The sequence below is a fragment of the Streptomyces sp. NPDC001100 genome (assembly GCF_053598575.1).
The window spans coordinates 320,192-344,315 of record NZ_JBSFKO010000005.1 but is presented as its reverse complement, the minus strand read 5'-3'; the positions used below and the strand labels follow the sequence as shown (position 1 = coordinate 344,315).

Below are 24,124 nucleotides of genomic sequence, written 5' to 3'. Positions count from 1 at the left end.
TCCAACTGAGTCTCTACGTAGGGCCCAGTCACGCCCGGCTGACGCCTTTTTCTCCCCATATGTGCAGGAGCGATCCATGCGAACCCAGAGCCGACGACGGCCGCCGCGAGCCAAGCTCGCCCTGGCCGCCGTAGGGACGCTGCTCGCCCCGCTGCTCTCCGGCTGCTGGGTCGGAGCCGGCGGCGCCGGATCAGGCGGCAACTCGATCAACGTCCTGATGGTCAACAACCCCCAGATGGTCGAACTCCAGAAACTGGCCCCGCACTTCACGAAGGAGACCGGCATCAAGGTCAACTTCACGGTGCTGCCCGAGAACGACGTCCGCGACAAGATCAGCCAGGACTTCGCCAACCAGGCCGGCCAGTACGACGTGGCGACCCTCTCCAACTACGAGATCCCGATCTACGCCCGCAACGGCTGGCTGCACGAGATGGACTCGTACGTCGCCAAGGACCCCGCCTACGACGAGCAGGACGTCCTCAAGCCGATGCGGGAGTCCCTGACCGCCGACGACGGCAAGCTCTACGGGCAGCCGTTCTACGGCGAGTCGTCCTTCCTGATGTACCGCAAGGACGTGCTCGCCGCGAAGGGCCTCACCATGCCCGCGCACCCGACCTGGACCCAGGTGGCCGACATAGCCGCCAAGGTCGACGGCGCCCAGTCCGGCATGAAGGGCATCTGCCTGCGCGGACTGCCCGGCTGGGGCGAGCTGATGGCACCGCTGACGACCGTCGTGAACACCTTCGGCGGCACCTGGTTCACCAAGGACTGGAAGGCGCAGCTCGACTCCCCCGCGTTCGAGCAGGCGACGAAGTTCTATGTCGACCTCGTCCGCAAGCACGGCGAGTCCGGCGCGGCCCAGTCCGGCTTCGCCGAGTGCCTCAACAACATCACGCAGGGCAAGGTCGCCATGTGGTACGACGCCACCTCGGCGGCGGGCTCGCTGGAGGCCAAGGGCTCCCCGGTGAAGGGCAAGATCGGCTACGTCCCCGCGCCCGTCGAGAAGACCGACTCCTCCGGCTGGCTCTACACCTGGGCCTGGGGCATCCAGAAGGCGTCCCACAACTCCGACAAGGCCTGGAAGTTCGTGTCCTGGGCGTCCGGCAAGGAGTACGAGCAGCTGGTCGGCGAGACGGACGGCTGGGCCAACGTGCCGGCCGGCAAGCGCGCCTCGACGTACACGAACCCCGAGTACGTGAAGGAGGCCGCCGCCTTCCAGGAGCAGACGAAGGAGGCCATCGAGGGCGCCAAGCCCAACGACCCAGGTGTGCAGCCGCGGCCCGCGCCCGGCATCCAGTTCGTCGACATCCCCGAGTTCACCGACCTCGGTACGAAGGTCTCCCAGGAGATCAGTTCGGCCATCGCCGGACGGCAGTCCGTCGACTCGGCCCTGAAGAAGTCCCAGCAGCTCGCCGAGAAGATCTCCAAGGAGTACGAGGGACGATGACCGCCACGACAACGGCCCCTCTGGCCACCAGCCCGACCCGCACCGCGCGGCAGCCCTCGGACAGGCTGCGCTCCTGGGCCACCCGCGCGCCCCTGCTCCCCGCCCTGGTCTTCATGATCGTCGTGACCCAGCTCCCGTTCGTGGCCACGCTGGTGATCTCGTTCTTCGACTGGAACGCGCTCTATCCCAAGGCCCGGCACTTCACCGGTTTCGACAACTACCAGCAGGTCCTCAGCGACGCCGACCTGCGCCACTCGGTGTGGACGACCGTCCTGCTCACCGTCGCCGTGGTGCTGGCCAGCCTGGTCCTCGGCCTGCTGCTCGCACTGCTCCTGGACCGCAAGTTCCGGGGCCGGGGCTTCGTCCGCACCCTGCTGATCGCCCCGTTCCTGGTGGTGCCGGTGGCCGCGGCCCTGCTCTGGAAGCATGTGCTCTACAACCCTGAATACGGCCTGCTCAACGGCCTGTTGCACTATGTGGGCGGCCCGCAGCCGGACTGGATCTCCAACACCCCGCTGCTCGCCGTGGAGGCATCGCTGGTGTGGCAGTGGACGCCGTTCATGATGCTGATCCTGCTGGCCGGGCTGCAGAGCCGCGACCACCAGCAGCTCGAGGCCGCGAAGGTGGACGGCGCCAGCGACTGGCAGGTCTTCCGCTATCTGACGCTGCCCCACCTGCGCCGCTATCTCGAACTCGGCGCCCTGCTGGGCTCGATCTACATCGTCCAGAACTTCGACGCGGTCTTCACGATCACGTCCGGTGGCCTGGGCACCGCCAACCTGCCGTACACCGTCTACCAGAGCTTCTACCAGGCCCACGAGAACGGCCTCGCCTCGGCGGCCGGCGTCCTGGTCGTCATCGGCTCGATCATCATCGCGACCTTCGCCCTGCGGGTCGTGTCGTCCCTGTTCCGAGAGGAGGCGTCGCACGCATGAGCAGCATCGCCGTACGCGCGCGTGCCCGCCGCAAAGGCGCGGGCCTCGGCCTGGTGGCCTGGCTCCTGGGCATCGTGTTCTTCCTGCCCATCGCCTGGATGGCGCTGACGTCCTTCCACTCGGAGAGCGACGCGGCGACCAATCCGCCGTCCTTCGGGGCCGCCCTCACCCTGGACGGCTACCGGGAGTTCTTCGGCACGGGCGGCGGCGCGAGCCCCTGGCCCGCGCTGGTCAACTCCCTTGTGGCGTCGGTGGCTTCGACGCTCTTCGTGCTGCTGCTGGCGTTCCCGGCGGCCTACGCGCTGTCGATCCGCCCGGTGAAGAAGTGGACCGACGTCCTGTTCTTCTTCCTGTCCACGAAGATGCTCCCGGTGGTGGCGGGCCTGCTGCCGATCTACCTGTTCGCGAAGAACGCCGGGATGCTGGACAACATCTGGCTCCTGGTCATCCTCTACACCTCCATGAACCTGCCGATCGCGGTGTGGATGATGCAGTCCTTCCTCGCCGAGGTCCCGGTCGCCGTCATCGAGGCGGCACAGATCGACGGCGCCCGGCTGCCGACCATCCTCGCGCGCGTGGTCGCCCCGATCGCCCTCCCGGGTATCGCGGCGACCGCCCTCATCTGCTTCATCTTCAGCTGGAACGAGCTGCTGTTCGCCCGGGTCCTCACGGGTGTCGTCGCCGAGACGGCGCCCGTGTTCCTGACCGGCTTCATCACCAGCCAGGGCCTGTTCCTGGCGAAGGTGTGCGCCGCGTCGCTCGTCATCTCCCTGCCGGTGCTCGCCGCGGGGTTCGCCGCCCAGGACAAACTGGTCCAGGGCCTCTCCCTGGGAGCCGTCAAATGAAGGCCGCCGTCATCGAGTCCGTGGGCCGCGCCGTCGTCACCGAGGTCCCGGACCCGACGCCGGGTCCCCGCGAGGTCGTCGTCGAGGTCGCCGCGTGCGGCCTGTGCGGCACCGATCTGCACATCCTCCAGGGCGAGTTCGCGCCCAAGCTGCCGATCGTGCCGGGCCACGAGTTCGCGGGCGAGATCGTCGCGGTCGGCACCCAGGTCACCGAGGTCTCGGTCGGCGACCAGGTGGCCGTGGACCCGTCGCTGTACTGCTTCGAGTGCCGGCAGTGCCGCAACGGCCACAACAACCTCTGCGAACGCTGGGCCGCGATAGGCGTCACGACCGCCGGCGGGGCGGCCCAGTACGCGCTGGCCCCCGTGGCGAACTGCGTGAAGCTGCCCGAGCACGTGCGCACGGAGGACGCGGCCCTGATCGAACCGCTCTCCTGCGCGGTGCGCGGCTACGACGTCCTCAAGTCCCGCCTCGGCGCACACGTCCTGATCTACGGCTCCGGGACCATGGGCCTGATGATGCTGGAGCTGGCCAAGCGGACCGGCGCGGCGAGCGTCGACGTCGTGGACCTGAACCCGGCCCGCCTGGAGACGGCCCGCACGCTCGGTGTCTCCGGGTCGGCGGCGAACGCGGACGAGCTGGAGCGGCCGCAGGGCTGGGACCTCGTGATCGACGCGACCGGCAACGCGGCGGCGATCCAGGACGGCCTGGACCGGGTGGCGAAGGCGGGCACGTTCCTGCAGTTCGGGGTGGCCGACTACGCGACCCGGGTGTCGATCGACCCGTACCGCATCTACAACCAGGAGATCACCATCACCGGCTCCATGGCCGTGCTGCACAGCTTCGAGCGGGCGGCCGAGCTGTTCGCGAACGGGGTCCTCGACCCCGGGATCTTCATCAGCGACCGGATGGAGCTGGAGCGGTATCCGGAGGCGCTGGCGCAGTTCGCGGCCGGGGTGGGGCGGAAGATCGTGGTGATTCCCTGAGCGAATCGACGGGATTCGAGCCGGTACTTCCAAAGCTTGGCCAATTGGTCACTTGGTAAGGGAACGGCAAAATGGTCTCGGTCGTTCACGAGGCATGACAGCTATGACCCCTGGCTCGAACATCCCTCTTCCGGTCTCCCGGGTGGCGGTCGATGTCTCCGCCCCCGTGCGGCTCGACGTGTCGAGCCTGCTGCTCACCGGCGACGGCAAGGTGCGCTCGGACGACGACTTCATCTTCTACAACCAGCCGAACGGCCCGGGTGTGACGTACCGCTCCGGCGGCGGTACGTCCCCGGACGCGATCACCGTCGACACGGCCGCGGTGCCGCCCGGGATCGAGAAGATCGTCGTCACCGCGAGCCCCGACGCAGCGGGGCAGACCTTCCAGGGCATCGAGCCCACGGCGACGATCCGCGACGCGGCCGACGGCTCGGTGCTCGCCACGTTCACGCCCCCGCAGCTCGGCGCCGAGACGGCACTCGTGGTCGTGGAGATCTATCTCCGCAACGGCGTCTGGAAGGCCCGCGCGGTCGGCCAGGGCTACGCCAACGGCCTGGCAGGCATCGCCACGGACTTCGGCGTCTCGGTGGAGGAACCGGCCCCGGCACCGGTCGCTCCGCCGGCCCCGATGGCTCCGCCCGCCCCCGCGACGCAGGTCCCCATGGCACCTCCGGTGCCCGCCGCTCCCCCGGCCCCGCCCGCCGCGCCGCCGCTCGGCGCCGGGAAGATCAACCTGGACAAGGGCCGCGTCAGCCTCCAGAAGAACCAGACCGTCTCCCTGGTCAAGGGCGGCCGCGCGCTCCTCTCCCAGGTCAAGATGGGCCTCGGCTGGGAGCCCGCGTACAGAGGCAAGGACATCGACCTGGACGCCTCGGTCATCGCCTACGGCCCGCAGCGCAACCACGTCGACAGCTGCTACTTCGGCAAGCTGTCGATCCTCAACGGCGCGATCAAGCACTCCGGGGACAACCTCACCGGGGAGGGCGGCGGTGACGACGAGGTGATCGTGGTCGACCTCGGCCGCATCCCTCAGGAGGTCACCGGCCTGGTCTTCACGGTCAACTCCTTCTCCGGCCAGAAGTTCACCGAGGTCGCCAAGGCCTACTGCCGTCTCCTGGACGCCGCGACCGGCGAGGAACTGGTCCGCTTCGACCTCACCAACGCCGAGGCCCAGACAGGGGTCATGATGGCGAAGCTCGTCAAGCAGTTCTCCGGCGAGTGGGACATGACCGCGATGGGCGACTTCGTGAAGTCCCGCACGGTGCGCGGCATGGTGAAGCCCGCCGCCCAGGCCCTGTAAGCAGCCCTACGACCGCTGCGGGCGCCCCTGCTCCAGGGGCGCCCGGCGTTCATTCCCCCTGGGCGGCGGGCCGCAGGCCGTCCGTCAGCAGGGACAGATAGCGGCGGATGAACTTCCCCTGGCCGTCCGCCAGTTCGGAAGCCGTGGACACCCCGTGGGCCAGTCGCAGGACCTCGATCGGCTCGACGTCCTGGCGCAGGGTGCCTTCCTTCTGCGCCGCCACGACCAGTCGCTCCGCTGCGCTCTTCATGTGCGTGGCGCAGACCGTGAGCGTGACGCTGCTGCCGTCGGTGACGGCCGAGCCCAACAGGGCCTTCATGCCGCGCACTTGAATCATGCCGTGGCCGACCCAGTACAGCCACTCGACCAGCGCCTCGCCCGGCGGCAGTTCCTGTGCGATCTCGTCGGCTCGCGCCGCAAGCGCCTCGATGGTGTCGACGTACACCGCCTCCAGCAGCGCCTGCCGGGTCGGGAAATGCCGGTACAGCGTGCCTGACCCGACGCACGCCCGCTTCGCGATGTCGTCGAGCGACGCGTTCTCCCCACGCTCGGCGAACGCCTCGGCCGCCGCCTTCAGCAGGCTCTCGTAGTTGCGCCGAGCGTCCGCGCGCATGGGCCTGACCTGCGTCATCCAGATACTCCTTGCGAACCGGGGACTCTCTCCGTATCTTACCGAGTACTAAACGGAGACAGTCCCCGCTTATCTCGGCGGGCAGTCCGCGCTGCCCGCACGCCTCAAAGCCGGGGACGCCAGACCGGGAGAACTCCATGTCCATCCCGTCCGCACCGTCCACCACCGCCCATGCTCTCTCCGCGCCACCCGCGCCCGCCAGACTCGGCACCGTCCTCTTCGTCGTCGTCACCGCCTACCTGATGGTCGGCGTCGACTCCACCGTCGTCAACGTCGCGCTTCCCGACATCCAGAAGGACCTCGACTTCAGCCCCACCGGCCTGTCCTGGGTCCTCAACGCCTACACCCTCGCCTTCGGCGGCCTGCTTCTGCTGGGCGGCCGGGTCGGCGACATCGTCGGCCGCCGCCGGACGCTCACGATCGGCGTGCTGCTCTTCGCCTCGTCCTCCCTGCTCGGCGGACTGGCCACCGACAGCGCATGGCTGCTCGCGGCCCGCGCGCTCCAGGGCCTGGGCGCCGCGCTCATCGCGCCCAACACCCTCGCCCTGATCACCACCAACTTCCCGGAAGGGCCGCGCCGTCACCACGCGCTCGGCATCTACACGTCCATGGCGGGCATCGGCGCCTCGATAGGCCTGGTCATCGGCGGCATGCTCACCTCGTGGGCGTCCTGGCGCTGGTCCCTGCTGATCAATGTGCCGATCGGCGCGGCCGTGGCCCTCGCCCTCCCCCGCTTCGTGGGCGAAACCCCGCGCCACGCGGGCCGGTTCGACGCGGCGGGCGCGCTCACCGGCACCGCCGGGATGACCTCGCTGGTGTACGCCTTCATCCGGGTCTCCTCGGACGGCTGGGGCGATCTCCAGGCGCAGTTGGGCTTCAGCGCGGCGGCTGCCCTGCTGGTGGGCTTCACCCTGGTCGAGTCCCGCGCCGACCAACCCATCATGCCGCTACGGCTGTTCGCGAGCCGCAATCGTGCCGGCGGCTACGCGGGCGTCCTGCTGCTGCCGGCGGGCATGTTCGGCGCGTTCTACTTCCTCACGCTGATCAGCCAACGAGTCCTGGACTACAGCCCGTTGCGCGCGGGCTTCGCGTTCCTGCCGATGACCCTCGCGCTGTTCACCGTCGTCCGCTTCGTACCGCGCCTGCTCGCCCGTCTCGGCGCGAAGCCGGTCCTGCTCACCGGCATGGCCCTGCTCGTGGCATCGGCGGGCTGGCTCTCCCGACTCCACCCCGACGACGGCTACTTGACCGGACTGTTCGGCCCGCTCGTCCTGATGGGCGTGGGCGTCGGCCTCAGCTTCATGCCGCTCAACGCGACGATCCTCGCGGGCATCCAGCCTCGCGAGGCGGGCTCCGCGTCCGGCCTCCTGCAGACTCTCCAGTGGCTCGGCGGAACCCTCGGGTTGTCCGTCCTGGTCACCGTCTTCGGCACGGCGACCCGGCACGCGACCGGATCGCCGTCCGACATCCTCGTCCACGGCTCGGCCCGCGCGTTCGCCGTCGGCGCGCTGATCGCCCTCACCGCGCTGCTGGTGTCGGCGTTCGTGATCACCGGCAGGAAGCCCGAGGGGGCCGCCCGGAGCGGGGCTTCCTGACGGGTTCGGCGGACGGATCGGCGCCCCGGCCGCGCGGGGACCGTCGTCACCCGCACACCCGGAGCGCGCGATTGCGTTCAGTGCGCCGAAGGTGGACCGGCGTTCTGCTCGGCCGGTCGCGTGCTCGCGCTCCCCAGTGTCCGGGGTGCGCCCGGCGGCCCGGCGGTACCGGCGTTCAGACGGCGGCGCAGGACGAGCGGCCACCTTCGAGGCCGAGTTGCAGTCCGTGGCCATCGGCCGCGGCCTCTCCGTGGTCCCCGAGTCCGTCGCCCGCCTCTACGGCCGACAGGGCGTCCGCTACGTACCCATCGAGGGCATGGCCGACTGCGAGGTGGCCGTCGTCCACCGCGAGGACGCACCCCGGTCCGCCGCCAACTTCGCCCGGATCGCGGCCCGGGTCACGGCCGAGGCAAGCGGCCCGGACGTACGCGGCTGACCCGGGCAGTACCGCCGGATCAGCGGGCGGACCACGGAAAGACGCCCGGCAGAGTCCCGACTGCCGCGCGCCCGGCGGCAGTCGGACATCCCGCAGGCCCGGGACGGGTACGGGGCACGAGCCCAGGACGAGTACGAGGCGCGCGTCCGCATGCTCGACCGCACCCCGTCCGCCGCGACCCGCTCCCGGTCAGAACAGCGCGCTGTACGCGTTCAGCGCGGGCTGTCCGCCGAGGTGGGCGTAGAGCACGGTGGAGTCGGCGGCGATCTCGCCGCGTGCGACCAGATCGATCATCCCGGCCATCGACTTGCCCTCGTACACGGGGTCGGTGACCATCCCCTCGGTGCGGGCGGCGAGGCGCATCGCCTCCAGGGTGGTCTCGTCCGGGATGCCGTAGATACCGGCGTGGTAGCGGTCGTCGAGTTCGACGTCGTCGACGGTCAACTCCCGCTTGACCCCGATCAGTTGGCCGGTACCGTGCGCGATGCGGGCCACCTGCTCACGGGTCTCGGCGGGCTTGGCCGACGCGTCGATGCCGAGCACGCGCCGCTCACGCCCGCCCGCCTCCTCCAGTGCCCGGAACCCGGCGACCATGCCGGCCTGCGTGGAGCCGGTCACCGAGCACACCACCACGGTGTCGAAGAAGACGCCCAACTCCCGCTCCTGCTCGGCGACTTCGTGGGCCCAGTTGGCGAAGCCGAGGCCGCCGAGCGGGTGGTCGGAGGCGCCGGCCGGGATGGCGTACGGCTTGCCGCCGCCCTCCTCGACCTCGCGCAGGGCCTGTTCCCAGCTCTCCTTGAAGCCGATGCCGAACCCGGCCTTCACCAGGCGTACGTCCGCTCCGGCGAGCCGGCTGATCAGGATGTTGCCGACCTTGTCGTAGACGGAGTCGGGCCACTCCACCCAACTCTCCTGGATCAGCACGCACTTGAGCCCGGCGCGGGCGGCACAGGCGGCGACCTGACGGGTGTGGTTGGACTGCACACCGCCGATCGACACCAGGGTGTCGCAGCCCTTGGCGAGGGCGTCCGCGACGAGGTACTCCAGCTTGCGCGTCTTGTTGCCGCCGTACGCGACACCGGAGTTGCAGTCCTCCCGCTTCGCCCACAGGGCGGCGCCGCCGAGATGCGCGGTGAGCCGCTCCAGCGGATGGACGGGCGAGGGGCCGAAGAGGAGGGGGTAACGGTCGTACGAGGAAAGGGACATGGGAGTTCTCCAGGGTCAGTCGGCGTCGGCCAGGTCCGCGAGGGTGTGCCAGATGTCGGCCGTGACGCGGACCGCAGCGTCCGTGTCACCTTCGGCGCAGGCCTCGATCAGCCGCTCGTGCAGTCCGGCCGAGCGGCATGAGCCGCCCTCGCCGAAGCGTCGTCGCTCCAGTCGGCGGATGAGCGGGGTATAGCGGGCGACGGTGGCGGCGGCGGCCCGATTTCCGCTCACCCGCACCGGCACGTCGTGGAGTTCGTCGTCCGCGCGCAGGGCCGCGTCGACGTCACCGGCGGCCACCGCGGCGGCGAACCGGTCGTTGGCCGCACGCATCGCGTCCAGGTCCGTGTCCCGCAGCCGGGGCACGGCGACCCGGGTGACCAGCTCGTGCATGGCCCCGACCACGGCGGCGGCGTCCCGCACATCGGCGGCCACGACCGGAGTCACCCGGGTGTAGCTCTGCGGCTTGCTCTCCAGCAGCCCCTCCTCCACCAGCCGCGAGAACGCCTCCCGCACCGGAGCGCGCGACAGCCCGAGCCGCTCGGCCAGCTCGGCGTCCCGCACCACCGCGCCGGGTTCGATCTCCCCGGCGACGATGGCGTCGCGGATCGCTTCGTAGGCGCGGTCCCGGAGGAGGGTGCGCGGGACGGGTCGGAGGGCGTTCATGAACTGAAATGTTAGATGTCAATCTCCCGTCGGACAAGAGTGTGGCCCGCAACCATGCGTAGGTGCGGGCCAGGTGCCGGGCCTCAGGCCGCCCAGGGCCAGTCCGCGTCCCGGGCCGCCTCCAGCAGCGGCACCATCCGGAAGGCCGCGTCCGAGAGGCCGCCGAAGGTGTGCCGGTCGGCGGTGCCGGACGGGCCGTGGCCTGCCCGGTACCCGGCGAGGTTCCAGGTGTAGACCGGCACGTGGGCCGGGACCTGCTCGGTCGGGTCGCCGTAGTGGCTGTACTCGGCCTGCTCGTCGGTGATGATCAGCACCCGGTCCTGGCCCCGGTAGTGCGAGCGGACCGCCGAGGTGGTGTCGGTGCCGCCCAGGTCGCCGAAGCGGCCCAGGACCTTGAGCACCGACTCGCCCGCGCCGAAGTCCAGGCGCCTGCTCGTGGTGCCGAACTCGACGAGGTCCGCGTCCGCCGCCCGCAGTGCGAGCGCCGTGCCGAAGATCGCCGCCGCGTCGGCCCGGTTGAGCTCGGAGCGGTCGGACAGCCGCGAGTAGAACATCGAGCCCGAGCGGTCCACGAGGACCAGCGTGCGGCCCGGCAGCGCGGGCACATTGGCCAGCGAGTGGCCGAGCGCCCGCTCCAGCGGGTAGGCCCAGCGCAGCGAGGGCGCGTGCCGGTAAGCGGCGAGGTACCGGAAGGGGAACTGCCGCGAGCGCGCGACCTCCGCCGGGTCGCTGATCTTCGCCGCGACCCGGGCCGCGACCTCGTCGGAGACTCCGGCCTCGTCGAAGTTCCGGAGATTTCGGACGAGTGCCATCGACCCCATGGAGGGGATCACGGCCTCCCAGGCCGCCTTGTCCATCGGGCCCTGGAGCCAGCCGGCCAGCGCCTCCCACGTCATCCCGGCCGCCGCGAGCCGCTCGGCTCCGTCGGCCGCCGTAACGACCGCGCGCCGCTGCTCGACCGGCAGCGCCATCAGCTCGCGGTGCGCGGTCAGGACACGGTTCGACGCGGGCGGTACGGCGGTGTCCGGGTGGTGCCGGCGGTCCAGGGCGTACTGGAACAGCTCGCCCTGCCACGCCTTGTCCGGGTCCGGCGCCGCGTGCACCAGGTTGAGGATGTCGCCGAAGCGGTAGCCCTTGGACGCGGTGTCGTACTTCAGCAGCGACTTACCGCCGTAGAGACGTCGTACGGCGTCGGCCACACCTCGCTTGACGGGCTTCGGGATGCTACGGCCGTACCGCGCGGTCCAGTACGCGAGGAGCTCGCCGGGCTCGTCCGGGCGCCGCAGCACGGAGTCGACGACCTGTCGGTTCGCGGGGCCGTCGGTGGCGCCGGCGTCGAGGCGGGCCTTCACGTACTCGGCGGCGCCCACGACGGCGGCCGTACGGAGGTTGCCCTCGCCGCGCAGCCAGCCGAGGAGGCCTGCCGTCCAGGTCGGGTCGGTGACGGCGAGTTCGCGCACGAGCGTCGCGAAGCGGTCGTCGCGGTCGGCGCCGGACTCGTAAAAGGTCTGCTGGGAAACGAAGTTGGCTACGGCGAGCAGGAAAAGCTCGGAGCGCGCGTCCCGCTCACGGCCGCGGCCGCCCTGGTAGGTGCGGAGCACTCGGCCCGTGGAGGTGACTCGCGAAGTGGGCTGGGTCTTCGCCGCCTTGGTGTTGAATCGCGCCATGGTGAATTCCCCCGAATTCCTTGGTGTTTCGGAGGAGGACGCAGCGAAAGGTGGATGCCCGAGTTCAGAAGGCGGCGACGGACTAGTCAGATGCTCTACCCAATTGAGCTACACCGACCCGAAGTCGATGACGGGACTCGAACCCGCAACCGTCTGGTCCAATGAAGTAACCGTTGCCTGCGCACCGGGCACCCACCATGAGCTGCGCCTCCCGAGATCAAGAACGGCTGCGGTGTCTTTTTCGGTTGCAACGAAGTAACCGCCGCCTGCGCACCGGGAGGTGCGTGCTGTTGTGATCTCAGAGTAGGAGGCACAGCTCTGAAGGGGCCAACCAATTAATTCCGTACGGGAGTTCAGCCGCGCTTCTGCCGCTTCCACGGCCCCGTGATCGCCAGCATGATCCCCGGAGTCTGGATGTTCGCGTACAGCGTCTTGCCGTCGGGTGAGAAGGTCACGCCGGTGAACTCGCTGTATTCCGGCTTCTCTTCGGTGCCGATGTTGAGTTCGTTGCGGGCGATCGGGTAGGTGCGGCCGCTCTCGGTCGCGCCGAACAGGTGCTGGACGCCCTCGCCGTCCTCGGCGATGACGAGGCCGCCGTAGGGGGAGACGGTGATGTTGTCGGGGCCGTCGAACGCGCCGTCCACGGACGGGTCCGGGTTGACTCCGAGGAGGACCTTGAGGGTGAGGGTGCGGCGCTTGGGGTCGTAGAACCAGACGGCGCCGTCGTGCTGGACGGGGCTCTCCGTGCGGGCGAAGGAGGAGACGATGTAGGTGCCGCCGTCGCCCCACCACATGCCTTCGAGCTTGCGGGCGCGGGTGATCTCGCCGGCCGCGAACTGCTTGCGGACCGACACCGACTTCGCGTCGCGGTCGGGGACGGTCACCCAGTCGACGCCGTAGACCGTGCCGATCTTCGTGGCGCGGGAGAGGTCGTCGACGAACTTGCCTCCGGAGTCGAAGCACTTGAAGGCTTCGAGGACGCCTGCGTCGTCGGCGAGGGTGCGGAGCCTGCCGCGGCCGTGGTGGAAGTGCTCGGGCGGGGTCCAGCGGTAGAGGAGGCCGTTGGGGTTCGCCGCGTCCTCGGTCAGGTACAGGTGGCCGCGCTTGGGGTCGACGACGACCGCCTCGTGGGCGTAGCGGCCAAGTGCCTTGATCGGCTTGGGGTTTCGGTTGGCGCGCCGGTCGGCGGGGTCGACCTCGAAGACATAGCCGTGGTCCTTGGTGAAGCCGTTGGTACCGGCCTTGTCCTCGGTCTCCTCGCAGGTGAGCCAGGTGTCCCAAGGAGTGTTGCCGCCCGCGCAGTTGGTGGCGGTGCCGGCGATGCCGACCCACTCGGCGACGTGGTCGCGGCGGACCTCGACGACCGTGCAGCCGCCGGCCGCGGCGGGGTCGTAGACGAGGCCCTCGGTCAGCGGGACGGGGTGGGGCCAGTTGGCGCGGGGGCCGGCCAGTTCGTGGTTGTTGACGAGGAGGGTGGCGCCGCGCGGGCCGTCGAAGGTGGACGTGCCGTCGTGGTTGGAGGGGGTGAACTCGCCCGACTCCAGCTTGGTTTTGCCGCTGTAGGTGATGACGCGGTACTTGAAGCCGGCGGGGAGGGCGAGGAGGCCGTCCGGGTCGGCGACCAGCGGGCCGTAGCCGACGCCGGCATGGCCGTAGCCGGTTGCCGACTCCTCGGCCGCGGTCTCGGTCTCGGTGGCGGCGAGGGCGTTGGGGGCGGTGGCGAGGGCGCCGACGCTGCCCGCCAGGGCGACCCCGGCACCGGTGATCGCGGATTTCGCGGCGAAGTCTCTGCGGGTGAGCGACATGGTGTGTCTCCTGTGACGGTGGGTGTGCCGTGGAGGGTGGCGGACCTCGGTCGGCGCCACGCTTCCGCCCATGTCTGAACACGAGTTGAACACCGGTCGACTTCGCCGGGCTCTCTTCCATGAATCCGTATGCAATCGGCCATCGATCCCTATGCGATCGGCCATGGATTCGTCTGCGACCGGCCAGGAAGTCGTATGCCGTCACCCATGGGACTCAAAAGCCACCGGTGCCGTGTCGGCTCAACTCCCTTGCTGGGAACGCGCCTTGAAGGCGGCCTTGCGGGCTTCCTTCGCGATCCGCTTGTCGGGGTGCAGCCGGCCCATCGCCTCCAGGACGTCGGCGGTCGCGGGGTGGTCCACCCGCCAGGCCGCCGCGAAGAACCCGTTGTGCTGCTGGGCCAGACCCTCGACCAGGGCCTGCAACTCCTCGGAGTTGCCCTCGGCGGCCAGTTGCGCGGCGACCGTGTCGACGGTCAGCCAGAAGACCAGGTCCTCGGAGGGCGCGGGGACGTCGCTCGCGCCGTGTTCGCTGAGCCAGACCCGGGCGAGGCCGCCGAGTTCGGGGTCGTCGAGCACCTCGCGCAGTGCGGGTTCGGCTTCCGCGCCGACGAGGGAGAGGGCCTGCTGACAGAGCAGCCGGCGCAGCGGTGCGCCGGCGTCGGCGCCGCGGGCCGCCGCGAGCAACTCCCGTGCCGCGGCGAGGGGTTGGCGGCCCGCCAGCCACTGTTCGGTCTCGGCCCGCGCGGCCTTCTGCGGGAAGGTCGACGTGCCGTCGAGGAGCGCGTCCGCGCCCTTGTCGGCGAGGTCTCCGACGGCGGGTGCCGTGAAGCCGGCCTCCTGGAGGCGGGCCCGCAGTCCGTAGAGGCCGAGCGGGGTGAGCCGCACCATGCCGTAGCGGGTGACGTCGGTCTCGTCGACGGCGGGCGGGGATCCGTCGGCCGGTTCGTCGAAGTCGGCCATCAGGGCCTCGTCCACGGGCTGGTACTCGACGATCCCGACCGGTGCGAGCAGCCGGAACTGGTCGTCGAGGCGCATCATCGCGTCGGAGACCTGTTCCAGTACGTCGTTGGTGGGCTCCCCCATGTCGCTGGGCACGATCATCGAGGCGGCCAGCGCGGGCAGCGGGACGGGGCCGTCGCCGGGACCGTCCTCGTTGACGGTCAGCAGGTAGAGGTTGCCGAGGACGCCGTCGAGGAACTCGGCCTCCGCCTCGGGGTCCCAGTCGAGTGACGAGAAATCGACCTCGCCGCCCTCGCCCACGGCGTCGACAAGACCGTCCAGATCGGGCACGCTCGCGTCCGCGAGGAGGGTGTCGAGGGCGCCGAGCCAGACCGCGAGGACGTCGTGCGGCGAACCGGCGGTGAGCAGCGCCAGCTCCTCGCCGGCCGCCACGGTGCCCTCCTCCTCGTCGACGATCTCGACGAGCCCGGTGTCGAACGCGACCCGCCAGGCCTCGCTGGCGTCGGCCGCCGCGTCGTCGCCGGTCAGTCCGAGCAGTTCGGCGGCGGCGGGCAGTTGCTCGTCGACGAGGCCCCCACCGGCGTCGATGCGGGTGTCGGGGCCGGCCCAGCGGGCGAGCCGGGCCGCGCGGGCCAGCAGGGGTGTGGACAGCGCGTCACGCGCCAGCTCCGCTTCGGAGTGCAGCCGCACCGGCGGCAGGGGGGAGCTGTCTGACATCGGGGGGTTCTCCTAGGGCGCCTCGAAGGCCGTACGACGGCCGCACACGACACACGACTCAGCCGCTCAGCCTAGACGGATTTCGCCCCATGCCGCCCGGTTCATGTCCCGGCCACGAGGTGTACATGGCTGAAACCTTGACAACTGGGCGGCCCCGCAATGAGATTGACGCGCGTAGAAATGTCATGGACACCTAGTCCGGGTATCTTCTACGCGCGTCGCCACCGCCCCACCGGTCGCGGCTCCCACCGCCGCTGCACAGCTCCATCCACCCTCGTCCCGGCTCATGCATGTCCCCGGAGGGATCCCGTTGCCGAGCAAGTCCTCCGCGCGTCTCGCCGCGCTCACCGTCGCCGCCGTCTGTTCGATGGCGTCCGCGATCGTTCTCACCTCGCCCGCGCACGCCGACGGCGTCCGCATCCACGACATCCAGGGCACGACCCGGCTGTCGCCGTACGCCGGCCAGAAGGTCGCCGACGTACCGGGCATCGTCACGGGCGTCCGTACGTACGGCTCGTCCAAGGGTTTCTGGTTCCAGGACGCGACCCCGGACGACAACCCGGCCACCAGTGAGGGCGTGTTCGTCTTCACCAGCTCGGTCCCGAAGGTCGCGGTCGGCGACTCGGTCACCGTCTCCGGCACGGTCTCCGAGTACGTCCCGGGCGGTGCCGCCACGGGCAACCAGTCACTGACCGAGATCACCAAGCCGACGGTCACCGTCGTCTCCAGCGGCAACGCCGTACCGGCCCCCGTGGTGATCAACTCCCGGTCCGTGCCGAGCGCGTACACGCCGGCCGGCGACACCGCCGCGAGCAACTCGATCAACGCGCTGCCGCTGGAGCCCGAGAAGTACGCCCTGGACTACTACGAGTCCCTGGAGGGCATGAACGTCCAGGTCTCCGACGCGCGCGTGGTCACCGCGACCGACCCGTACTCCGAGCTGTGGGTCACGGTGAAGCCGCACCAGAACGCCAGCCCACGCGGTGGCACGGTCTACGGGTCCTACGACTCGCAGAACGGCGGCCGCCTCCAGATCCAGTCCCTGGGCGCGACGGCGGACTTCCCGGTCGTCAACGTCGGCGACGAGCTGACGGGCACCACGGACGGCCCGCTGGACTTCAACCAGTACGGCGGCTACACCCTCGTCGCGAACGAGATCGGCACCGTGAAGAGCGGCGGCCTCCAGCGCGAGACGACGAAGAAGCAGTCGAAGAACCAGCTGGCGGTCGCGACGTACAACGTCGAGAACCTCGACCCCTCCGACGGCACCTTCGCCGCGCACGCCGCCGCGATCGTGAACAACCTGCAGTCCCCCGACATCGTGTCCCTGGAGGAGATCCAGGACAACAACGGTGCGACGGACGACGGCACGGTCGACGCGAGCGTCACGGTCAACAAGCTGATCGACGCGATCGTCGCGGCGGGCGGCCCGAAGTACGACTGGCGCTCGATCGACCCGGTCAACGACAAGGACGGCGGCGAGCCCGGCGGCAACATCCGCCAGGTGTTCCTGTTCAACCCGCAGCGGGTCTCCTTCACCGACCGCGCGGGCGGCGACTCCACGACCGCGGTCGGTGTCACCAAGGTGCACGGCAAGGCCCAGCTGACCGTCTCCCCCGGCCGGATCGACCCGGCCAACGCGGCCTGGACCGCGAGCCGCAAGCCGCTCGCGGGCGAGTTCGTCTTCAAGGGCAGGACGGTCTTCGTGATCGCCAACCACCTGATCTCCAAGGGCGGCGACCAGCCGCTGACCGCGCAGTACCAGCCGGTCACCCGCAGCTCCGAGACCCAGCGGCACGCGCAGGCGACGGCGGTCAACGCCTTCGTCAACGAGATCCTGGCCGCCCAGAAGAACGCGGACGTGATCACGCTCGGCGACATGAACGACTTCGAGTTCTCCGACACCGCGAAGATCCTCGAAGGGGACGGCGAGCTGTACTCGGCGATCAAGTCCCTGCCGAAGAACGAGCGTTACACGTACGACTACCAGGGCAACGAGCAGGTCCTGGACCAGATCCTGATCAGCCCGTCGATCCGCAAGGACTGCTTCGAGTACGACAGCGTCCACATCAACTCGGAGTTCAACGACCAGATCAGCGACCACGACCCGCAGGTGCTGCGCTTCCAGCCGTAGCACCTACGGGTGGGCCACGAGGGGCTCACAGGGGGATGGACGGGGCCTCGCCGGCTTGCACCAGGTCAGGCGAAGGCCCCGTCCAGCCAGTTCTGCCAGGCGAGTTCGTTCGTCTTGGCGTCGGCGTCCGGGGCGAAGTCGTGGACGCTGACGCCGACCGGGGCGCCCCAGTGGTTGCGCCCGAAGAAGCGGATCAGCGCGCTGTCGGTGCGCAGTCCGATGAAGTACGGGTCGCGGAAGTCCAGTACGGCGTCAAGGAGTTGGCCCTCGGGCCCGCGCGCCCGGACCCGTGCCCCCTGCTCGGCGTCCTCGGCGAGGCCGAGCGCCCGGCCGACAACTCCGAAGGCGTCGGCGGCGGTTGAGGCCTCGGGCCCGTTGAGCGTCGTGAACGCGACCGGCCGGCCCGCGAAGTGGACGACGTACTCCCGCAGCGTGTGCAGGTAGAAGGCGTTGTGCTTGCGCGCGCCGTCGTACTGGTTGTCCCAGTCGTCGGTGAAGATCCCGCTGTGCACGTACCGCACCCAGGCGCGCCGGCCGTCGTCACGGGGCTCGATGGTCTCGTCGATCTGGTTGAGGCTCTGGGTCGGGAAGCCGACGTCCTCGGTGCGGGCGGTGAGCCGGTGCGGCGGGTCGAAGTTCGTGAGGGTCGACCCGAAGGGCCCGACGCGCTTCTCGCCGTCGAACTCCATCGGCCACAGCCAGCCTCCGGTGCCGTCGGTGATGGCCGCCCACACCTCCTCCGGAGTGGCGTCGACCTCAAACTCGTAGACGATCTCGAATTCCTTGGACATGGCTGACTCCTGAGTACTACGGGATCTACTGGCTCTGTTGGTCCAGTTCCGGGGTGGACGGCTTCTTGACCGTGGGGTGGACGGCGACCACGATCCGGTGGTCGCGGCCCTCCTCCGCCCCATCGGCGTCGTACTTGCGGATGAGGGCGCTCACCCCGGCGGTCAGTTCCTGGATGAACGCGGCCCGGTCGGCGGCGGAGGCGAAGCGCACCTCGCCGTCGAGCGCGTAGGTCGCGAGCCGCTGGTGGGCCTTGGCCGCGCCGGTGATCAGCGAACCGACGTCCCGCACCAGCCGGGCGCCGAGCGCCAGCAGCCAGCGCGCGGAGAGCTGGTCGCGGAAGCGGTCCGGGTCCGGCTGCACGGCGGCGAGCGCGAGCGGCGAGATGACGTACGACGCGGCGGTCGCGCGCATCAGCCGCTCGGTGACATTGCCCTTGCGCCGCTCCCCCGCCAGCTCGACCAGGCCGTGCCGCTCCAGCGCCTTGAGGTGGTAGTTCACCTTCTGCCGGGGCAGCCCGACCTTGCCGGCCAGCATGGCGGCGGACGCGGGTCCCGCCCCCAGCTCGGCGAGCAGCCTGGCCCTTATGGGGTCCAGCGAGACGGCTGCGGCCTCGGGGTCCTCGATCACGGTGACGTCCAGCATGCGTCCACCGTCTCACCGAAAACTTTTTTTGTCCAGGGGAGTGAGATTGTCGGTGGAGGGCCTCCCCGATCAGTCGGGAACGAGGCCGACGGCGTGGTCGTAGCGGCTGACGGTGGTGCTCTTCAGTCCGGGCCAGGTCTGGACGCGTTCCCAGAGGGCGGTGGCCGAGCCGATGCCGTCGCCGGGCGCCGCGAGGGCTTCCAGGTGGGCCTGGGCGCTGGTCCACTCGGCGTAGTTGAGGACGCGGGTGCCGTCGGTGGAGAGGTGGAAGTGGGCGGCGATACCACCGGGGTGCGGCGCGGGCTCGTTCTCCAGCGCCTCGAACACCGCGTCCACCCAGGCCCGTTGACGGTCGGGGTCGGGTCCCTCGAACTCGACGTCGACGATCACGACACACCCCGGTTCCCGCCCGTTCCGGTCCGCCGGGCCGGCGCTGCGGTAGTGGCGGTAGCGGCCGAGGCCGAGTCGCTCGATGCCCGGCACGGCGGTGTCGATCTCGTCGACGCGCTCCTGGCGGCGGGTCCTGACGAAGGCCTCGTAGGCCTGCTCGCTCGTCCACTGCGAGTAGTGCAGCAGGGTGGAGGTGTCGTGCCCGGTGTAGAGGTGGTAGCCGAGGAGGTCGTCGGCGGGCCAGGGCCTGCGCTCCCAGGCGACGGCGACCGCCTCGACGGTCTGCCGCTGGCGCAGCGGTGTGCCGACGCGCCAGGTGCTGAAGAAGGGGGCGCCGACACGGGGGTCGGCGAGGTCGGGGTGCGCGTCGGTACGACGGGGCATGCGGGCCTCCGCTGATCGGTACGGGTGGGTACGCCGACCAGCCTTCAACCTCGACCAATGTTGAGGTCAAGACCCGGACTACTGCTGCGCCGTGCCTCCTTCCAGCCGCGCCAGCCGGCTCTGGAACCAGTCGAGCCGGGCCTGCAACAGGGCCGCCTCCGCGACGAGTTCGGGCACGCCGAGCCCCTCGGGCGGTCCGGGGTCGGCGTTCGCCGCCGCTCCGCCGCTCGCCGCCGCCACCCGCAGCCCGTCCCCGGCCAGCCGCGCGAACGCCGCGAGCGAGACGGACGTACGGCCCCGCACGCACCCCGCGCACGCGGCGGCGAGGGCTCGCCAACCCGGCCTGCCCCAGCCCGCGTCGGCGAGCGCGACGGCTCGGGCGCCGCAGGCGCAGGGGCCGACGGTGGCGGTGCGGACGCGCTGGCGGGCGTAGCGGAAGCCGCGTTCGAAGCGGATGTAGGGGCCGAGGACGGTGATGTCGAGGAGGACCGCCTCTCGGTGCTCGGCGGTGCACAACAGGGCTTCGGCAGCCGCCCGTTCGTGCACGCAGTGGAAGCCGCAGTCGCAGCGGCGCGCGGGTGCCCGGTGCCGCCGGCCGTAGACGCAGGACGCGTCGGCCACGACTCCGTACGGCAGCGCGCCGCCCAGCGACACACCGGTGAACCCGGCCCGGGTGCCGTCCTGGGACAGCACCGGGTGGGCGATCTTGAATCCGGTCGGCGGCTCCGTCGGGCGTTCCTCGGGGAGCCGCAGCCTCATCGGGCGGCCGGAACCTCTTCGGGCGCCTTCTCCTCCGTGAACTCCGCGATGCTCTCCGGGAGTTCGACTTCCTCGTGGCGAATCTGCGGCCGCTCCTCGGCGACTCCGGTGGCCAGTGCCTTGCCGAGCTTCATGACGCCTCCCGTGACCAGGGGGTGGATGAACGTCCCACGCCGGTGACCTTCCTGGCCATGGTGACCCATGAAGGGGCCAATTGGACATAGGGCCTTGGTCCGAGGGGCGCGACGCGGGGCGTTGGGGGGAGCTGCGGGGGTGCCCTGGTGTGCGGCGAGCTCGGCGAGGGAGGTCATGGTCACGCCGACCAGGGACTGGGCACCGCCCACCCCACCGCACCCATTCCGCAGCATCACTTATCAATACCCGGTAGGAAATTTAAGTGGAGCTTCAGTGTCGTTCTGCCGAGACTACTCCCATGACGAACGCCGCGACCGCCCATCCGTCCACCTCCCCGCCCCCTTTCGGCCGCGCCCTGTGCGCGATGATCACCCCCTTCACCGAGTCGGGGGCGCTCGACCTCGACGGGGCCCAACTCCTCGCCGCACGGCTGGTGTCGGAGGGGTGCGACGGGCTCGTGCTGTCCGGGACGACCGGCGAGTCGCCGACCACGTCGGACGCCGAGAAGGCGGCGCTCGTCACGGCCGTCCGCGAGGCCGTCGGCGACCGCGTCCCGCTCGTCCCGGGCGTGGGCACCTTCGACACCCGGCACACCGTGGAACTCGCCCTCCAGGCCGAAAAGGCGGGCGCGGACGGGGTGTTGGTGGTCTCGCCGTACTACAGCCGGCCCCCGCAGGACGCCCTGGAGGCCCACTTCCGGGAGGTCGCCGATGCCTCCGGACTGCCGGTCATGCTCTACGACATCCCGGGCCGCACCGGTACCCGTATCGAACCGGAGACCATGATCCGGCTCGCCGAGCATCCCCGGATCGTGGCGGTCAAGGACTGCTCCTACGACTTTCTCGGCACCCAAAAGGTGCTGGACCGGACCGACTTGGCGTACTACGCGGGCTGCGACGAACACATTCTGGCGCTGTACGCGGTGGGGGCCACGGGGTATGTGAGCACCGTCGCCAACGTCGTACCGGCCCAACTGCGCGCGATCCTCGACGCGTTCGAGGCGGGCGACACCCCCGTGTCCGCCCGCCTCCAGCAACGCGCCACGCCCCTCATCGAGTTGATGATGGCGGCGGGACTGCCCGGCACCGTCACCGTCAAGACGCTCCTCGACTCCCTGGGCCTGCCCGGTGGTTCGGTGCGGGCCCCGCTGCGGCCCGCCGGCCGCGAGGCGGCCCGTGAACTGCTGGCCGCGTACGAGGAGTTCGTGGCCGGCTGACCGTGCTCGTGCGCGGTCGTCACCGATCGGCGAAGACGGGTTCCCAGACGACCTTCTCGATGTCCTTGTACGTGCCGCTGAGGGGTACGACCTTGTCGCTGCCGATCGTGACCAGCACGAGCCGGGGCAGATACGGCTCCTCCAGGCTCGTGGTCCGCTCCCAGGCAATGAGCCGCCTGCCGTCGGCCCAGGCGAGCAGATGGCCGCCGCGGACCTTGGTGATCTCCTTTCCCGTGCGCGGATCACGGATCGAGGAGTACGACTTTCCGGGGGATCCACCCACCTCCTTCGTGAGACCGAGGGCGGCGAGAGTGCCGCTCGGGGACAGCCGCGCGTCGACGTCGGCCCGCAGGTACTTCTCGTTCGCGGGCGCGGCGATCTTGTTGCCGTCGAGGTCGTAGAACTGCTGGAGACCGTCCCGCTCCCCGATGATCCGCGAGTACACCTGCTCGCCGGTCCGGCTGAAGGCGAAGTCCTGACGACCGATGATCTCGCGGCCCGACTGGACGGCGCTCCACGAGCCGGCGCCGGAGGCCGTGCCGAGGACGTAGAAGCCGCTGCGGCTCGAATCCCTCGGCCCGATCCAGTCCAGAGCCCCGGTCTCCGCGTTGACCGCGGAGCGCGAGCGCACATCGGGGTTCGCGTCGTACGTCGTGGCGACGAGCTTGCCGCCGTCGCGCGAGAACTCGACACCGCCGACCCCGCGTTCGACCGGGATCCACCGCTCGACCTTCCCCGTCGTGAGGTCGAGGATGCCGATCCGGTGGGCGGGCAGACTCTGCTCCAGCACCGCGGCGGTGTGCAGTCCGGGCGCGACGGCGACGTAGGACCACTTGGTGGTCTTCTTGTACGTCTCCGTCCGCGGGTCGAGCAGCCAGTAGGTGCGGGTGGCGACTCCCTGACCGGGGGTCGTCGGCACGATCCGCTCCGTGTGGTACGCGGCGAGCGCCGTCCGGCCGGCCGCGATCAGGTCGTGCGGCGGCCACTGGTCGGGGTGCGTCACGGTCCCGTCGATCACCTCAGCGGGACGTACGTCGGTCCGGCCCGAGTCCAGCAGCGGCACGGTCACCGCGACCGCGACCACGGCGGCCGTGGCGGCGGCCACGGACACGAGCCGGCGGACACGGCGACGGCGGGCGGCCAGCACCCGGTCGGCGAAACCCGTTGCGGGCGACGTCTGCCGGGAGGCCTGCTCGCGCAGGGAGTCGCGCACCAGTTCCTCGATGTTCATGGACGCACCTCCGCGGGCGAGAAGTCACGGGACGGCAGTTCCTCGGCGCCGGCCCGGCCGAGGGCGGCCAACTCCGGTGCGAGCACGCGCAGTCGGGCCAGGGAACGGTGGGCGGTGGAGCGTACGGTGCCGACGGAGCAGCCGAGGAGGCGGGCCACGTCGGCCTCGGGCAGGTCCTCGAAGTAGCGCAGCACGAGCACGGTGCGCTGGCGGGCGGTGAGCCTGGACAGCGCCTCGCGCATCACCAGGCGCAGTTCGGCCGCCGACGCGGCGTCCGGTGCCGCGGCGGCCTCGGGCGGTTCGGCGACACTGACCTCGCGTCTGCGCCATTTCAGCCGCCAGCGGCTGACCTGCTGGCGGTAGAGGATCCGCCGTACATAGGCCTCGGGTTCGTCGATCCGCTGCCACCGTCCGGCGGCCTTGACCAGAGCGTTCTGCAACAGGTCCTCACCGGCGTGCCGATCTCCCCCGCAGAGCAGCACGGCCGTCTTCAGCAGGGTCGACGACCTGCTGTCCACGAAGTCCCGGAAACTCTCCAGCCCTTCGGCATTCATCGTCACCTTCTCTTCCCCGGCGGTGCCCGCGCGCCGCCCCTGTACTCCTGGTGACGCTCGCGGGGATGCGTCGCTATGCCTGCCGTCCCGAGAAAATTCAGCCCGGCTCCCCGACCGCTCGCCTACGGTGACCGTATGAGCCGCCGCCCCCTGCTGTTCCTCGACGTCGACGGCCCCCTCAATCCGTACGCCGCTCAGCGCGAGCGCCGCCCGGAGGGCTGTACGACGATCAGGGCCGCCGTACGGCCGGGCCGTCCGCTCCGGGTCTGGCTGAAACCCGCACACGGACCGGCACTTCTCCCTCTCGGCTACGACCTGTGCTGGGCGACCACGTGGATGGCTGCCGCGAACCGCTGGATAGGCCCGGTCGTCGGGCTGCCCGAGCTGCCGTACGTCGACTTCGGCGACGCGCTGTCCGCCGAGCGGCCCGACGGGGTGCACTGGAAGACGGAGACGATCGTGGCGTACGCCGAGGGCCGCCCGTTCGCGTGGGTGGACGACGAACAGAGCGCGCTGGACGGCGACTTCGTGAACGACCACCATCCGGGCCCGGCGCTGCTGCACCATGTGAATCCCCGACTCGGGCTGCGCGAGGTGGACTTCACGGCGCTGGCGGGGTTCGCGGCGACCGCAGGGACATGAACGAGCGCCCTCCCGGTCCCCGGAAAGGCGCTCGACCCACGTCACGGCACCG

23 protein-coding genes are annotated in these 24,124 nt (G+C 70.5%); 10 read left to right on the top strand and 13 right to left on the bottom strand.

Features of this window, described 5'->3' with window-relative positions; genetic code table 11:
• Positions 1–76 precede the first annotated feature (76 nt).
• From ACWDEW_RS09865 to ACWDEW_RS09845, 5 genes are all read left to right on the top strand, one after another.
• On the top strand, positions 77–1,447 hold the full coding sequence (locus tag ACWDEW_RS09865; protein ID WP_450511257.1) for an ABC transporter substrate-binding protein: 1,371 nt from the start codon (positions 77–79) through the stop codon (positions 1,445–1,447).
• Positions 1,444–2,382 (top strand): carbohydrate ABC transporter permease, encoded by a 939-nt coding sequence (locus ACWDEW_RS09860; RefSeq protein WP_450511255.1) that lies wholly within the window; start codon positions 1,444–1,446, stop codon positions 2,380–2,382. Before ACWDEW_RS09865 ends, ACWDEW_RS09860 begins: the two co-directional genes overlap by 4 nt.
• Positions 2,379–3,227 carry a carbohydrate ABC transporter permease gene (locus ACWDEW_RS09855; protein ID WP_450511254.1) on the top strand — a complete coding sequence of 283 codons (849 nt, stop codon included), beginning with the start codon at positions 2,379–2,381 and terminating at the stop codon, positions 3,225–3,227. Before ACWDEW_RS09860 ends, ACWDEW_RS09855 begins: the two co-directional genes overlap by 4 nt.
• A complete protein-coding gene (locus tag ACWDEW_RS09850; protein ID WP_450511252.1) occupies positions 3,224–4,213 on the top strand; it encodes a zinc-dependent alcohol dehydrogenase family protein in 990 nt (329 codons plus the stop codon). Before ACWDEW_RS09855 ends, ACWDEW_RS09850 begins: the two co-directional genes overlap by 4 nt.
• Positions 4,214–4,316: 103 nt before the next feature.
• Complete coding sequence (locus ACWDEW_RS09845) at positions 4,317–5,513, top strand: TerD family protein (protein WP_450511399.1); 1,197 nt, start codon at positions 4,317–4,319, stop codon at positions 5,511–5,513.
• Between the two features lie 49 nt (positions 5,514–5,562).
• Here ACWDEW_RS09845 and ACWDEW_RS09840 read toward each other — a convergent pair whose 3' ends face one another.
• On the bottom strand, positions 5,563–6,144 hold the full coding sequence (locus ACWDEW_RS09840) for a TetR/AcrR family transcriptional regulator (RefSeq protein WP_450511251.1): 582 nt from the start codon (positions 6,142–6,144) through the stop codon (positions 5,563–5,565).
• A 137-nt stretch (positions 6,145–6,281) separates the two neighbouring features.
• On the opposite strand from ACWDEW_RS09840, the gene ACWDEW_RS09835 reads away from it, so the two are divergent.
• Together ACWDEW_RS09835 and ACWDEW_RS09830 are read left to right on the top strand one after the other, a co-directional pair.
• Positions 6,282–7,739 carry an MFS transporter gene (locus tag ACWDEW_RS09835; RefSeq protein WP_450511249.1) on the top strand — a complete coding sequence of 486 codons (1,458 nt, stop codon included), beginning with the start codon at positions 6,282–6,284 and terminating at the stop codon, positions 7,737–7,739.
• A gap of 226 nt (positions 7,740–7,965) precedes the next feature.
• Positions 7,966–8,175 (top strand): hypothetical protein, encoded by a 210-nt coding sequence (locus tag ACWDEW_RS09830; protein WP_450511247.1) that lies wholly within the window; start codon positions 7,966–7,968, stop codon positions 8,173–8,175.
• 189 nt (positions 8,176–8,364) lie between these two features.
• Here ACWDEW_RS09830 and ACWDEW_RS09825 read toward each other — a convergent pair whose 3' ends face one another.
• The 5 genes from ACWDEW_RS09825 to ACWDEW_RS09805 form a co-directional block, all read right to left on the bottom strand.
• Positions 8,365–9,381, bottom strand: coding sequence for a 1-aminocyclopropane-1-carboxylate deaminase (locus ACWDEW_RS09825; protein ID WP_450511245.1), 1,017 nt, complete (start codon positions 9,379–9,381; stop codon positions 8,365–8,367).
• 15 nt (positions 9,382–9,396) lie between these two features.
• Positions 9,397–10,044 carry a GntR family transcriptional regulator gene (locus tag ACWDEW_RS09820; protein ID WP_450511243.1) on the bottom strand — a complete coding sequence of 216 codons (648 nt, stop codon included), beginning with the start codon at positions 10,042–10,044 and terminating at the stop codon, positions 9,397–9,399.
• Between the two features lie 83 nt (positions 10,045–10,127).
• Complete coding sequence (locus tag ACWDEW_RS09815) at positions 10,128–11,711, bottom strand: TROVE domain-containing protein (RefSeq protein WP_450511242.1); 1,584 nt, start codon at positions 11,709–11,711, stop codon at positions 10,128–10,130.
• A 353-nt stretch (positions 11,712–12,064) separates the two neighbouring features.
• Positions 12,065–13,516: an alkaline phosphatase PhoX gene (locus ACWDEW_RS09810; RefSeq protein WP_450511240.1), complete on the bottom strand. Its 1,452-nt coding sequence runs from the start codon at positions 13,514–13,516 to the stop codon at positions 12,065–12,067.
• Positions 13,517–13,756: 240 nt separating this feature from the next.
• Positions 13,757–15,193 carry a hypothetical protein gene (locus tag ACWDEW_RS09805; RefSeq protein ID WP_450511238.1) on the bottom strand — a complete coding sequence of 479 codons (1,437 nt, stop codon included), beginning with the start codon at positions 15,191–15,193 and terminating at the stop codon, positions 13,757–13,759.
• A 310-nt stretch (positions 15,194–15,503) separates the two neighbouring features.
• On the opposite strand from ACWDEW_RS09805, the gene ACWDEW_RS09800 reads away from it, so the two are divergent.
• Positions 15,504–17,327 carry an endonuclease/exonuclease/phosphatase family protein gene (locus ACWDEW_RS09800; protein WP_450511237.1) on the top strand — a complete coding sequence of 608 codons (1,824 nt, stop codon included), beginning with the start codon at positions 15,504–15,506 and terminating at the stop codon, positions 17,325–17,327.
• Between the two features lie 65 nt (positions 17,328–17,392).
• On the opposite strand, the gene ACWDEW_RS09795 is transcribed toward ACWDEW_RS09800, so the two are convergent.
• From ACWDEW_RS09795 to ACWDEW_RS09775, 5 genes are all read right to left on the bottom strand, one after another.
• Positions 17,393–18,118: an SRPBCC family protein gene (locus ACWDEW_RS09795; RefSeq protein ID WP_450511235.1), complete on the bottom strand. Its 726-nt coding sequence runs from the start codon at positions 18,116–18,118 to the stop codon at positions 17,393–17,395.
• Positions 18,119–18,143: 25 nt separating this feature from the next.
• Complete coding sequence (locus tag ACWDEW_RS09790) at positions 18,144–18,761, bottom strand: ArsR/SmtB family transcription factor (protein WP_450511233.1); 618 nt, start codon at positions 18,759–18,761, stop codon at positions 18,144–18,146.
• Between the two features lie 69 nt (positions 18,762–18,830).
• The gene (locus ACWDEW_RS09785; protein ID WP_450511231.1) at positions 18,831–19,535 is read right to left on the bottom strand and encodes an antibiotic biosynthesis monooxygenase; all 705 of its coding nucleotides are present in this window, start codon (positions 19,533–19,535) and stop codon (positions 18,831–18,833) included.
• 78 nt (positions 19,536–19,613) lie between these two features.
• Positions 19,614–20,294 (bottom strand): hypothetical protein, encoded by a 681-nt coding sequence (locus ACWDEW_RS09780; protein ID WP_450511229.1) that lies wholly within the window; start codon positions 20,292–20,294, stop codon positions 19,614–19,616.
• Positions 20,291–20,428 (bottom strand): hypothetical protein, encoded by a 138-nt coding sequence (locus tag ACWDEW_RS09775; RefSeq protein WP_450511228.1) that lies wholly within the window; start codon positions 20,426–20,428, stop codon positions 20,291–20,293. Before ACWDEW_RS09775 ends, ACWDEW_RS09780 begins: the two co-directional genes overlap by 4 nt.
• Before the next feature lie 299 nt (positions 20,429–20,727).
• On the opposite strand from ACWDEW_RS09775, the gene dapA reads away from it, so the two are divergent.
• Positions 20,728–21,645 carry a 4-hydroxy-tetrahydrodipicolinate synthase gene (gene dapA / locus ACWDEW_RS09770; RefSeq protein ID WP_450511227.1) on the top strand — a complete coding sequence of 306 codons (918 nt, stop codon included), beginning with the start codon at positions 20,728–20,730 and terminating at the stop codon, positions 21,643–21,645.
• Positions 21,646–21,664: 19 nt separating this feature from the next.
• Here dapA and ACWDEW_RS09765 read toward each other — a convergent pair whose 3' ends face one another.
• The gene (locus tag ACWDEW_RS09765) at positions 21,665–22,876 is read right to left on the bottom strand and encodes a WD40 repeat domain-containing protein (protein ID WP_450511225.1); all 1,212 of its coding nucleotides are present in this window, start codon (positions 22,874–22,876) and stop codon (positions 21,665–21,667) included.
• Positions 22,873–23,430 carry a SigE family RNA polymerase sigma factor gene (locus tag ACWDEW_RS09760; RefSeq protein WP_450511223.1) on the bottom strand — a complete coding sequence of 186 codons (558 nt, stop codon included), beginning with the start codon at positions 23,428–23,430 and terminating at the stop codon, positions 22,873–22,875. Before ACWDEW_RS09760 ends, ACWDEW_RS09765 begins: the two co-directional genes overlap by 4 nt.
• A 135-nt stretch (positions 23,431–23,565) precedes the next feature.
• Between ACWDEW_RS09760 and ACWDEW_RS09755 the strand changes: the two genes are divergently transcribed.
• Positions 23,566–24,072 carry a hypothetical protein gene (locus ACWDEW_RS09755; protein ID WP_450511221.1) on the top strand — a complete coding sequence of 169 codons (507 nt, stop codon included), beginning with the start codon at positions 23,566–23,568 and terminating at the stop codon, positions 24,070–24,072.
• Positions 24,073–24,124: the final 52 nt, after the last annotated feature.

Coding starts and splice junctions, on each gene's coding strand:
- ACWDEW_RS09865 (WP_450511257.1), top strand. CDS start 77: ATGCGAACCCAGAGCCGACGACGGCCGCCGCGAGCCAAGCTCGCCCTG.
- ACWDEW_RS09860 (WP_450511255.1), top strand. CDS start 1,444: ATGACCGCCACGACAACGGCCCCTCTGGCCACCAGCCCGACCCGCACC.
- ACWDEW_RS09855 (WP_450511254.1), top strand. CDS start 2,379: ATGAGCAGCATCGCCGTACGCGCGCGTGCCCGCCGCAAAGGCGCGGGC.
- ACWDEW_RS09850 (WP_450511252.1), top strand. CDS start 3,224: ATGAAGGCCGCCGTCATCGAGTCCGTGGGCCGCGCCGTCGTCACCGAG.
- ACWDEW_RS09845 (WP_450511399.1), top strand. CDS start 4,317: ATGACCCCTGGCTCGAACATCCCTCTTCCGGTCTCCCGGGTGGCGGTC.
- ACWDEW_RS09840 (WP_450511251.1), bottom strand. CDS start 6,144: ATGACGCAGGTCAGGCCCATGCGCGCGGACGCTCGGCGCAACTACGAG.
- ACWDEW_RS09835 (WP_450511249.1), top strand. CDS start 6,282: ATGTCCATCCCGTCCGCACCGTCCACCACCGCCCATGCTCTCTCCGCG.
- ACWDEW_RS09825 (WP_450511245.1), bottom strand. CDS start 9,381: ATGTCCCTTTCCTCGTACGACCGTTACCCCCTCCTCTTCGGCCCCTCG.
- ACWDEW_RS09820 (WP_450511243.1), bottom strand. CDS start 10,044: ATGAACGCCCTCCGACCCGTCCCGCGCACCCTCCTCCGGGACCGCGCC.
- ACWDEW_RS09815 (WP_450511242.1), bottom strand. CDS start 11,711: ATGGCGCGATTCAACACCAAGGCGGCGAAGACCCAGCCCACTTCGCGA.
- ACWDEW_RS09810 (WP_450511240.1), bottom strand. CDS start 13,516: ATGTCGCTCACCCGCAGAGACTTCGCCGCGAAATCCGCGATCACCGGT.
- ACWDEW_RS09805 (WP_450511238.1), bottom strand. CDS start 15,193: ATGTCAGACAGCTCCCCCCTGCCGCCGGTGCGGCTGCACTCCGAAGCG.
- ACWDEW_RS09795 (WP_450511235.1), bottom strand. CDS start 18,118: ATGTCCAAGGAATTCGAGATCGTCTACGAGTTTGAGGTCGACGCCACT.
- ACWDEW_RS09790 (WP_450511233.1), bottom strand. CDS start 18,761: ATGCTGGACGTCACCGTGATCGAGGACCCCGAGGCCGCAGCCGTCTCG.
- ACWDEW_RS09785 (WP_450511231.1), bottom strand. CDS start 19,535: ATGCCCCGTCGTACCGACGCGCACCCCGACCTCGCCGACCCCCGTGTC.
- ACWDEW_RS09780 (WP_450511229.1), bottom strand. CDS start 20,294: ATGAGGCTGCGGCTCCCCGAGGAACGCCCGACGGAGCCGCCGACCGGA.
- ACWDEW_RS09775 (WP_450511228.1), bottom strand. CDS start 20,428: ATGAAGCTCGGCAAGGCACTGGCCACCGGAGTCGCCGAGGAGCGGCCG.
- dapA (WP_450511227.1), top strand. CDS start 20,728: ATGACGAACGCCGCGACCGCCCATCCGTCCACCTCCCCGCCCCCTTTC.
- ACWDEW_RS09765 (WP_450511225.1), bottom strand. CDS start 22,876: ATGAACATCGAGGAACTGGTGCGCGACTCCCTGCGCGAGCAGGCCTCC.
- ACWDEW_RS09760 (WP_450511223.1), bottom strand. CDS start 23,430: ATGAATGCCGAAGGGCTGGAGAGTTTCCGGGACTTCGTGGACAGCAGG.
- ACWDEW_RS09755 (WP_450511221.1), top strand. CDS start 23,566: ATGAGCCGCCGCCCCCTGCTGTTCCTCGACGTCGACGGCCCCCTCAAT.